The organism is Streptomyces candidus (genome assembly GCF_014207445.1).
In the GTDB taxonomy this organism is placed as follows: Bacteria; Actinomycetota; Actinomycetes; order Streptomycetales; family Streptomycetaceae; genus Streptomyces; species Streptomyces candidus.
The window spans coordinates 1-9008 of sequence record NZ_JACHEM010000038.1 but is presented as its reverse complement, the minus strand read 5'-3'; the positions used below and the strand labels follow the sequence as shown (position 1 = coordinate 9008).

14 protein-coding genes are annotated in these 9008 nt (G+C 69.3%); all 14 read left to right on the top strand.

The genetic code is table 11. The annotated features are described in order from the left end of the window. The first annotated feature begins 18 nt into the window (after positions 1-18). The gene (locus HNQ79_RS32405; protein ID WP_185036568.1) at positions 19-255 is read left to right on the top strand and encodes a hypothetical protein; all 237 of its coding nucleotides are present in this window, start codon (positions 19-21) and stop codon (positions 253-255) included. Beyond that, positions 252-452 carry a DUF8839 family protein gene (locus HNQ79_RS32400; RefSeq protein WP_185036567.1) on the top strand — a complete coding sequence of 67 codons (201 nt, stop codon included), beginning with the start codon at positions 252-254 and terminating at the stop codon, positions 450-452. Before HNQ79_RS32405 ends, HNQ79_RS32400 begins: the two co-directional genes overlap by 4 nt. Further along, the gene (locus HNQ79_RS32395) at positions 449-1543 is read left to right on the top strand and encodes a hypothetical protein (RefSeq protein ID WP_185036566.1); all 1095 of its coding nucleotides are present in this window, start codon (positions 449-451) and stop codon (positions 1541-1543) included. The genes HNQ79_RS32400 and HNQ79_RS32395 overlap by 4 nt, the downstream gene beginning before the upstream one ends. 189 nt (positions 1544-1732) lie before the next feature. Next, positions 1733-1921: a hypothetical protein gene (locus HNQ79_RS32390; RefSeq protein WP_185036565.1), complete on the top strand. Its 189-nt coding sequence runs from the start codon at positions 1733-1735 to the stop codon at positions 1919-1921. A 116-nt stretch (positions 1922-2037) separates the two neighbouring features. Then, positions 2038-3093 (top strand): hypothetical protein, encoded by a 1056-nt coding sequence (locus tag HNQ79_RS32385; RefSeq protein WP_185036564.1) that lies wholly within the window; start codon positions 2038-2040, stop codon positions 3091-3093. Between the two features lie 2 nt (positions 3094-3095). Beyond that, positions 3096-3476, top strand: coding sequence for a hypothetical protein (locus tag HNQ79_RS32380; RefSeq protein WP_260421918.1), 381 nt, complete (start codon positions 3096-3098; stop codon positions 3474-3476). A 63-nt stretch (positions 3477-3539) separates the two neighbouring features. Continuing rightward, positions 3540-6095, top strand: a complete 2556-nt coding sequence (locus HNQ79_RS32375; protein ID WP_185036563.1) for a hypothetical protein — start codon at positions 3540-3542, stop codon at positions 6093-6095. Between the two features lie 23 nt (positions 6096-6118). Then, positions 6119-6346 carry a hypothetical protein gene (locus HNQ79_RS32370; RefSeq protein ID WP_185036562.1) on the top strand — a complete coding sequence of 76 codons (228 nt, stop codon included), beginning with the start codon at positions 6119-6121 and terminating at the stop codon, positions 6344-6346. A 24-nt stretch (positions 6347-6370) separates the two neighbouring features. Further along, positions 6371-6862 carry a hypothetical protein gene (locus tag HNQ79_RS32365; RefSeq protein ID WP_185036561.1) on the top strand — a complete coding sequence of 164 codons (492 nt, stop codon included), beginning with the start codon at positions 6371-6373 and terminating at the stop codon, positions 6860-6862. A 2-nt stretch (positions 6863-6864) separates the two neighbouring features. Next, positions 6865-7062: a hypothetical protein gene (locus HNQ79_RS32360; RefSeq protein ID WP_185036560.1), complete on the top strand. Its 198-nt coding sequence runs from the start codon at positions 6865-6867 to the stop codon at positions 7060-7062. Positions 7063-7076: 14 nt separating this feature from the next. Continuing rightward, positions 7077-7262: a hypothetical protein gene (locus HNQ79_RS32355; RefSeq protein WP_185036559.1), complete on the top strand. Its 186-nt coding sequence runs from the start codon at positions 7077-7079 to the stop codon at positions 7260-7262. A gap of 28 nt (positions 7263-7290) precedes the next feature. Continuing rightward, the gene (locus HNQ79_RS32350; RefSeq protein WP_185036558.1) at positions 7291-7512 is read left to right on the top strand and encodes a hypothetical protein; all 222 of its coding nucleotides are present in this window, start codon (positions 7291-7293) and stop codon (positions 7510-7512) included. A 456-nt stretch (positions 7513-7968) separates the two neighbouring features. Then, the gene (locus tag HNQ79_RS32345) at positions 7969-8208 is read left to right on the top strand and encodes a DNA-binding protein (protein WP_185036557.1); all 240 of its coding nucleotides are present in this window, start codon (positions 7969-7971) and stop codon (positions 8206-8208) included. A 463-nt stretch (positions 8209-8671) separates the two neighbouring features. Next, positions 8672-9008: phage tail fiber protein (locus tag HNQ79_RS32340; protein ID WP_185036556.1), on the top strand; the 337-nt coding region annotated here is incomplete at its 3' end.

Sequence of the window (9008 nt, the reverse complement as noted above, 5' to 3'; positions counted from 1 at the left end):
CTTCTGAAGGGACCCCTGATGGCTACGAACGATTCTATCGGCGTGATCCGTCTCGCCGATCACCAGAGTCGCCCCCTGTCGCAGCAGACACGCCGCGCCTACCTCGCGGAGTTCATGTCCGCACGCTCGGCCAGCGACCGCGACCGCGTCACCGAGCTCGTGCTGGACGCCATCGAGCTCGACATCGCCCACCCGGACGAGCCCCGCCTGATGGACGAGCTGCGCGGCCTGTCCGCTGAGGCGGTGGCGGCATGAGCGTCCTGTCCGCGGCCGATGTCGCCGCCCACGAGTCCGCGTCCCACGTCCGTGTGCTCGCCCGCATCCCGGCCGGCCACCCCCGCGGTTCCTGGCCTGCCGAGCAGCTGGCTGCCGAGAACGCCGCCGACGTCGTAATGGACCTCAAGACTGACGACTACCTCGTCGTCACCCGCGCCGTGGCGGTGGCCCGATGAGCATCCCCAAGATGAGCGTCCCCGCCTGCATCAAGTCGCGGCGCCTGAACGTCTTCGCGGCCGTCGAGGTCCTGCTGACTCTGGCCGCGCTCGCTCTGGTGGCTATCACGGTCGGCGGCAAGCTCGGGCCGATGCTCGGACTGCACGGGAAGCTCGCCGTCGTCGTCGGCTGGTCGATTGCGCTCGTGTACGACGCCCTGTGGATCGGCGCCCTTCGCATGTCGGAGGTCGCGATCCGGCAGCGTTCGAAGGTGGGCGTGATCGTCATGCTCGGCCTGACGGTCGTGGCGGTCGGTGTGTCGACGGCGACGCTGCTGGTTCTCGGTCACGCCCAGGTGTTCGCCGGCGTCCCTGTCGCTGCTGCTTTGTTCATGGGGCTGCGGCTCTTCGCTGCGAACGTTCTTGCCGACGGTGAGACCGCCACTGCGATTGCCGATCAGTCTGCCGAGGACCGCAATGCCCGCGCCCTGGCCGCGGCTGACGCCCGGCACCTGCGGTCCGGGGCCCGCACGGACGTCGTCCTGGAGACCGCGGGCCATCTCGCCGAGATCGACCGGCAGATCGCCCGCGCCGAGTTCCTGACCGCTGGCCAGGGGGACCTTCTGAAGGCCCGCGCGAAGGCGGAGAAGAAGCTGGCGGAGGCCGACGAGGAGTACGGCGAGGAGGCCGTCGCGTTCGCGTCACGCCCCTTGGCGCTGAGTGTGACGCGACCCCAGATTCCGGCACCCGCCGTCACGGCCGTCACGCAGGTCAGCGGCACATCCGTCACGCCGTCACACCCCGCGTCACACCCCGCCGTGACTGCTGACGAAACGGACAGCGAAGAAGAGGTGGAGCGGGTGCCGGTCGAGGACCCCATGACCCTCGAAGAGCTCGCCGAGGTCGCCAACGTCCACGTCCCACAGAAGGGCGTGAAGCTCAGCGATGAGCAGATCGAGGTGGTCCTCCGCTGGCTGCGCTACGACATGGACCCGCCCCGCTCCTACCGGCAGGCCGTCGAGGACTACCGCAAGCACGGGTTCGTCGGCGGGGAGAGCCGCATCCGCCCGATCTGGGCCCTGATCGAGGCCCGCGAAAAGCAGACCGCCTAGGTCCGGCACCACTGGTGAGGTCCAGCGCCCCCAGCTCTGGCCCTCGCCACGACTGCCGGAAGCAGTCGGACCCACAACCACTCAGGTCGACCCGGTGAGTGACCCGGTGAGCGGAACCCTCGCAGACCCGCAAGCAGACCCGGGCAGGGCCGAACACGCCGACTTCAGCTACCGAAAGGAGGCCGCGTCATGCGCGGAGCCGCCTACTGGCCCACAGAGATCAAGCGGAAGGACCGCGTGTCCCCGAAGGCGGGGGCCATCCGCCGGCTGGACAGGTTGCGCAGCGTCCTCCGGGACCTTGACCCGGAGCTGGCCAACCGCGCATGGCGCGAGGTCGGTGCCGCCCTCCAAAGCATCACCGACCGATACGCACGGTGAACGTTCACCCGTTCGTTCACCCGGGTGACAGGTGAACCATCCGTCTGCTACGCGCGCACGTGCGTGCACGAGGCTGCCGTTCACCCGTCCCGAACACAGCAAGTGAGGGGAACACGATGGAGATTCTGCTCATCGCGTGCATGCTCGCCTACGCGGCTGGCGCGCAGAGCGAGCAGTCGAAGCTGGGACTGTCACCAGCGCAGCGCGACATCATGCGGGAAACCGCCCGGCACGAAAAGGCCGTCCGGAGGATCGCGGAGAAGCACGGCGACGCCACGGTGCCCGCCACTGCGGGCAAGCCCGTAGCAGTCGCGGCGCCCGCGCCGACAACATCAGCCGCCGTGTCCGGCACGTTCGGGTCCGGCTACCGCAGCAGGCGCCCCGCCTCCCCGCCCCTCAGCCATCGCGCCGGGGCTGGTGCGGCCACAGGTGTGACCTGGGTACAGGAAGCCGGCCGCGGCGCATGGCGCTCCTACCGCCAGCGGCGCAAGGCAGAGGGTCACCCAGACCCCGGCCCGGTGCTGGTGCCGATGCCCCCCGACCGGCCGCCGCAGGTCCCGCCGATGCCCAGTTCGCCGCCGACCGCAGGCGAAAGCGGCACCGCCGCTCCCGACCCGGTCCAGGCCGCCGAGCCTGTGCCCGTGCCCATCACGTCCGAACCCGCCGCGCCCGACACGACAGCGCCCGCCATACCGCCGACCAAGACCACCGAAGCCGACACCACCCAAGGAGTGGGCCGCATGGCAGCAGAAGTGACCTACGAGTCCGTCATGGACGAGAGCGACGAACTCTCGATCATGTGCGGTGCCGACGTCCAGGCATACGACCGCATCCACGAACGGGCAGAACGCGAGGTGGGACGCGGCGACGCACTCATCGCACAGATGGAAGCCACCGGCTTCGGACCCAAAGTCATCGGCTGGGTCACCCGCTGCAAGGAGCACTACGCGGTGATCCTCAGCGAGGTCGACGACCTCAAGCAGAACACCGTCGACCAGGGCGAAGCCGTAGTGAAAGCCAAGCACCACCTGGAAATGGGGCAGGGCCTCTACGCCGGCATCGCCCAGGACATGGAAGACGTCGCCGAGCGCGAGGCCTACATCTCCGACGCCGTCGACGCGGAAGACACCAGCGCGGACACCGAGGTCTACGAGACGAAGGCGGTCGCCTGACCATGAGCACCCACTCGATCGTCACCGTCGCCGCCGTCCTCGCCAGGGCCACCGCGTACACCGTCCGCGCCAGCCGCACCAAAGCTGCCGTCGAACGCCTCAAGAGCCGCTACGAAGACCGTGCCGACTCCGCCCGCTACCTGGCAGGGGCGATGACACAGCTGAACGTCGACGAGCCCACCACCACCGCCTACATGGAGGTGGCCAGGCTCGGAACAGAAGCGGCGAACAACATCGGCTCCATCGTCTCCGCGGCCGATGCGCTGACCGCCTCAGCCCAGGGCCTGGAACAGGAGACCGCAGCCCAGCACGGCCGGATGCGGGACGCCAACCGCACGCACGACGTGCAGATGGCCGACCGCGCGTTCATCAAGCGCCAGTAGCGCGAAGGGCGGGGCCGCCTCACGGCCCCGCCCTCCCGCCACCGCAGACTCGGAGAAATCCCGATGGCACCCTCGACGATAGCCACGCCCCGCACCCCCGAACCAGACACCCAGCCAACCACCTCAGGCCCCAGGGCCCTTGTCGCCCGCCTGCACAACCCCGGCCTGTACGCAGGGGCCAGCCTCGGCGCCGTCTCCACCTGCCTGTCCGGCGACCCGCTCCTGCTCACCGCTGCCGGCACCGCCGCGGCCGGTGGCTGGAGCGCCCTGGGCATGCACCCCGGGCCGTGGCGCTGGCTGCCCGGCCAGGGCGAGCCCTGGCAGTGGCTGTGCCACCGCAGCAGCCACAGCTACCGGCGCAAGGCCGCCCGCATGCGGCGCCGCCTCCACCGCCAGACCTTTGGCAGCCCGGCGGACACCGGTCTGTTCGTCATCGGTGTCTGCGACGGATGGCGCACCCACGAGGCGCGGCCCGCCCTGGTCCGTACCGTGACCGCCGACGCCCACCGCGCCCGGTGCGCTCTGCTCCGCAAAGCATGGCAGGACGCCCTCCCCGACTGGGGTGACGCCTGGTGGCGCCGGTACACGCCCGCGGAGATGGCGCTGCGCACCAGCCCGCTGATGGTCCTGCCCGCGACAGGATTCGTCGGACTGCCCTGGTGGGGGGATCTCCTGGCCGTCAGCGCAGGAGCCGGATGGGGCGCCCGCATGTGGCGCAGGCCCGCAGCACCCGACGTGAAGGAGACCGGACCCGAGGGCGCCGGCTGGTACCTGGCGCGATGGGCCGAATGGATCGCGTGCGAGCGGGGCCCCCTGCCGTCCTCGAAGCTCGTCAGTCTCCACGTCGACGACGAGCAGCTGACCGCGGTCATCGTTTCGACGACCGCCAGGTCCGCCCTGTCCGTGCAGCAGGACACCGTCTCGATCGCGTTCAAGGTCCCCCCGCGGGCCGTCAACATCTACCGGCCCGACGACATGCCCGCCGACCGCGCCAAGCTCACCGTCCGCCTGCGCGCCCTGTCCGCCGGCGAACTCGACGAAGACGACCTCGCAGCCGTCTGGGACACCTACAACCCCTACGCGGGAAGCACCCTCTACGACGCGCAGCAGACCGAGCACGGGCGCCGGTTCCGTCTCCTCATGCCGCGCAACGGCGCCTCCGTCGCCGAGGTACAGGCCCGGCCCATCGCCCAGGCCCTCGACCTGGAAGGCGACAACGCGGTCGCCCGACTGCACCTGCGCGTCATCGACGCCCGCCGCATCGAGGTCAGCGAAATGACCACCAACCCCCTGCAGGACGGCGTACCGCTCAACCTCGACGACCTGACGATGGACGAACAGGGCTACATCACCGTCGGCAGGGACATCTACGGCAACCCCGCCATGTGGCGGCTCCTGAAGTTCGACCCGAAGCGGCGCGGCCTGTCCGGCAACCCGTCCGCCTCCTCCGTGCACTCCTTCGGCTCCGGCACCACCGGCGCCGGAAAGACCTCCCTCGAAGAGGACCTGCAGGTAGCTCAGCGCAAGAACGGTTTCATCTCCTGGCTCGCCGACGGCAAGGGCGGAGCCGGATACGCCTCCTGGATCAACGACCTCGACTGGCTCGTCAAGTCCTCCTACGGGGCCATGCTCATGGGGCAGGCCGCCAACGCGGTCAGTGAATACCGGTACGCCGAGCAGATGAAACTCCAGTGGCTCGACGAGGAGGGCTACACCGAGAACGGGCGCAGCTTCTTCGTCGCCAACGAGCCGTTCAAGCCCATGACGGTCACCTGGGACGAATTCAACGAGATGGTCCTCAAGGACCCCAAAGCCCCGCACGTCAAGCCGCTCCTGCGCAGCGTGTCCAGCGTCGGGCGCCTCTCACGCGCCGCCGGCCTGTCCGCCCGCATCTGGGTGCAGATCCCCAACCTCGACTCCATCGGCTCCGACGCCAGCGCCAACGCCGTCCGCGACATGCTGCAGTCCGGGAACATCGCCCTGTTCCGCACCGCCCGCAAAGACGTCGACATCATGTCGCTCGGCTCCCGCACACCCGAGTTCCGTCTCAGCCCGCTGCCCGAACGCTTCCCCAACGGCTCGGAGACCGGCGGCCTGTTCTACCTGGCGGACGGAAAAGCCCAGTACACCGTGTCGCGGGCCGCGTTCCACAGCAATCCCGCCCGCATGGCCCGCCAGTTCCCCCTGCACAGCATCAGCCAGCAGGAAGCCGACGCCGCCTGCAAAGCAGGGCCGGCCGGGCTCGCCTACCTGCGGCGCGAGGAGTACCGCCACCTCGACGCCGCCGACGAAGAAGCCTTCCTCAGCGAACTCCTCGCCAAGGAGGGCGAGAGGAGCGGCAAGAACAGGGCCGTCTTCGACACCAAGCCCGCACCCGCCGCGGCGGACGTGGACGACGACGACCTCGACGAACTGGTACCGCCCAGCCGCTCCGAACTCGTCTGGCACGCCGTCGACGGCGGCGCACGGCGCAACAAGCAGATCGCCGACGCCACCGCCCTCACCCGGCCGAACGTCGCCAACGCCACAGCCCGCCTCGAACGCCTCGGCAAGCTCACGAAAAAGCAGCAGGAGTGGCACACCGCAGAACCCCTCGCCCCGCAATCCGTCAGCGCCTGACCCACCCCACCCAGGAGACACGCATGACCATCGCCATCAGCACCCTGTTCTTCATCGTCTGCATCGGCCTCGCCATCTGGTTCAAGAAGGACAAATCCTTCCGGCCACGCGAGTTCTTCGCCGTATCCGTGTTCTGGATCCTGCTGGTCGCCACCCCCTGGGGAGCGACAGCAGCGGTCAAGGTCGCCTCCCTGGTCGGAACGGGCGTCCAGACCGCCACCGACACCGTCTCGTCCGTCTCCAGCAAGTAACCCCACCGCAGAAAGGAGAACGCCATGCGCCCGCTGCCCGACCCGCCACCCCCCGGCCCCGACGGGCAGCGGGCGCTCGACGAGAACGCCCGCCGCCTGCTCGCCGCCGTCGAGGACGCACTGGCCGCCCCGACATCCCACCGCGACGACAGCCCCCTGCCCACCGTCGGCCCGACACCGCCCGTCACCCAGCCCGGCCACCCGCCCATGACGCAGCAGCAGACCGATATCGGGCGCACCGCCCTCTACTGCGGGGTCGCCACCGTCCCGCCGGGGCTTGTCGCCGCGCTGCTGATGCTGGCCTCCGGGCACGCGAACCCCGCAGTCATCGGGATTGTCTGCGCGGCGCCAGCCGCACTCGCCGTGCCGATCATCGCCCTCGCCAAGCTGCTGAAGGGCAGCCAACCCGCCCCGGACGTCCAGGTCCGAATCCACGGCGACGTCCGCGTCGACCAGCGCACCGTCCGCACGTCGAACCGCGGCGTGTGGGCCAAGACCAACAACAAGGAGAACTGACCATGGGATTCCTGAGCCCCAAGTACCCGCCAGGTAGCGAGCCTCCGAAGCGCCGATCGCGAGCGGACGTGAAAGCCGAGCAGCGGCAGATCGCCCGCGACGTCGACCTGCAGAACCGGCTGGACGAACTGCGTGACGCCCACAAGCAGCAGTGCGAAGAGTTCTGGCGGGACTTCGACAAGACCAACAACACCAAGTGATCGAGGAGAAGGTCATGAAGTTCAAGTCCGGAGACAAGGTCACCGTCACGAACCCGGAACAGCCCACCCACCACACGGGCGGCGAGACCGGCACCGTTACCGGCGTCGTCACCGTCGGCGGGAGCGAGATCGTGCAACTCGTCGAGGACCAGACCGGCCAGCAGGTCGGCGTCCACCCCGACGAGATCAGCAAGCGCTGAGACCATCACCGACCAAGGAGGACCAGCCATGCCAACGCCCGACATGTGGAACGGGGAGCCCCTGCCCGCGCGCGGAAGGACGCACACCGAGATCCACTACCGGCTTTACGACCGGAACACGAGGGCGCTCCTCAGCTTCAACTCGACGAACAGCATCGACGCGCTCGTCACCGACGTACTCCGCACTCAGCAGGAGAACCCTGACGCACGCATCTACGCCGTCGAGTACGACGGCCCCGCCTACCAGTAGAAGGCCCCCCAATGCCCACCACCAGCTACGGCCACGAACTGTCCCCCGGCGACGACACCGACATCATCGACGCCTGATCAGACCCGCACGCAAAGTGCCCCTGGCCGAAGAGAGCGGCCAGGGGCACCCTTGTGATCGTAACCAGGTGCGTGGGTGGCCGTTGTCCTGGCATGGATGCAGAGCAGGAGCGTCAGCCCTTGGTCACGCTGGCGGAAGCACGGGAGGCGGTGGAACTGCTGGCGCTCTTCGGCCAGGGGGACAGTGACGAAGCGCGTCGGGCCGGGCAGTTGGCAAGCGACATCGCCCGACGACTACCCAGCGTCGAGGACAACCCCTCTGACCAGGGTGGTCCTTGACCGCAACGCCGAGTGAACTTATCGTGTTGCTCACTGGACACTTGTCGCACTGAGGGCCGCCTGATGCAGGCGGCCCTTTCTGCTGCCCAAGGAGGTGCACATGGCCTCCAGGGATCCGATCCTCGTTGTCGAGGCGGACGCGGTCTACTACACCCGCCGACCCGCCTCCACGATCCGCCGCTGGGCGCACGAAGGCCGCATCCAGCGGTACGGCTCAGGCCGCGGCAAAGTCCGCTACAACGTCAACGAGCTGCCTGCCGCGACGACGGACGAGTGGACCGGCGAGGTCACCCTCGGTGACCCGCCGCCACTGCCCGGCCGCCAGAGCGAGGCCGCCTGATGAACCCCGTACTCGACTTCCTGTACAGGCACGTCCCGAGCTGGAAGCGGGAGGGTGGCGGCACCTACACCGCCTACGTGGCGGTCTACAGCACGCTCCACGCCGCACGCATGCGCCGTCTCCACCGTCGAGGCCGTCATTCGTACAGCGCTTTCGGACGCTGTAACTGGTGCGGTCACCGGGTGGCCTGGCCCCATAGTCTCGGGGCGACCGTCCCCCCAGGACAGCCCCGACGTCCGCCGCCTGGCCTGGGATCGCTACAGGCGGCGGATACCCCCACTCCTGCCGCCGGCGCTCATCCGGCTGCAGGACACCCGCCCCGGCCGACTTCACCCGAAGGCCGGGGCGGGCCCACGATCCCGCGGGGTCGGCCTGCTCTGGCGCTTCGCCTGGTGGGCGTTCAGTTGGCAGACCATCGCTGGCGTTGAGACTCGCCGGCCCCGCGGACATTCGGAGGCACCTCGTGGCGGACGCATTGACGAACACGGCGGAGAACCGCTGCCTGGATTGGATCATGGGCAACGCCACCACCGCGCCGGTCGCGCCCCTAAAGGTCGCCCTCGTCACCGCGAACGGGAGTGACGCAGCGGCAGGGACTGAAGTGACCGGCGGATCCTATGTGCGGAAGAACCTCACGACCGGAGCCGCGGTCAACGGGGCCACGTCGAACAGTGCCGACCTGATCTGGACCGGCATGCCCGCGGCCACCGTGGTCGGCGTCGAGATCTGGGACTCGGCCGGTGTGCCGGTCCGGCTCTGGTACGGGCCACTTGCCGCGAACCGGACGGTGCTGGCCGGGG

Bases quoted from the DNA above. Each gene is read 5' to 3' on its own strand.
- HNQ79_RS32405 (WP_185036568.1), top strand. From the start codon at position 19: ATGGCTACGAACGATTCTATCGGCGTGATCCGTCTCGCCGATCACCAG.
- HNQ79_RS32400 (WP_185036567.1), top strand. From the start codon at position 252: ATGAGCGTCCTGTCCGCGGCCGATGTCGCCGCCCACGAGTCCGCGTCC.
- HNQ79_RS32395 (WP_185036566.1), top strand. From the start codon at position 449: ATGAGCATCCCCAAGATGAGCGTCCCCGCCTGCATCAAGTCGCGGCGC.
- HNQ79_RS32390 (WP_185036565.1), top strand. From the start codon at position 1,733: ATGCGCGGAGCCGCCTACTGGCCCACAGAGATCAAGCGGAAGGACCGC.
- HNQ79_RS32385 (WP_185036564.1), top strand. From the start codon at position 2,038: ATGGAGATTCTGCTCATCGCGTGCATGCTCGCCTACGCGGCTGGCGCG.
- HNQ79_RS32380 (WP_260421918.1), top strand. From the start codon at position 3,096: ATGAGCACCCACTCGATCGTCACCGTCGCCGCCGTCCTCGCCAGGGCC.
- HNQ79_RS32375 (WP_185036563.1), top strand. From the start codon at position 3,540: ATGGCACCCTCGACGATAGCCACGCCCCGCACCCCCGAACCAGACACC.
- HNQ79_RS32370 (WP_185036562.1), top strand. From the start codon at position 6,119: ATGACCATCGCCATCAGCACCCTGTTCTTCATCGTCTGCATCGGCCTC.
- HNQ79_RS32365 (WP_185036561.1), top strand. From the start codon at position 6,371: ATGCGCCCGCTGCCCGACCCGCCACCCCCCGGCCCCGACGGGCAGCGG.
- HNQ79_RS32360 (WP_185036560.1), top strand. From the start codon at position 6,865: ATGGGATTCCTGAGCCCCAAGTACCCGCCAGGTAGCGAGCCTCCGAAG.
- HNQ79_RS32355 (WP_185036559.1), top strand. From the start codon at position 7,077: ATGAAGTTCAAGTCCGGAGACAAGGTCACCGTCACGAACCCGGAACAG.
- HNQ79_RS32350 (WP_185036558.1), top strand. From the start codon at position 7,291: ATGCCAACGCCCGACATGTGGAACGGGGAGCCCCTGCCCGCGCGCGGA.
- HNQ79_RS32345 (WP_185036557.1), top strand. From the start codon at position 7,969: ATGGCCTCCAGGGATCCGATCCTCGTTGTCGAGGCGGACGCGGTCTAC.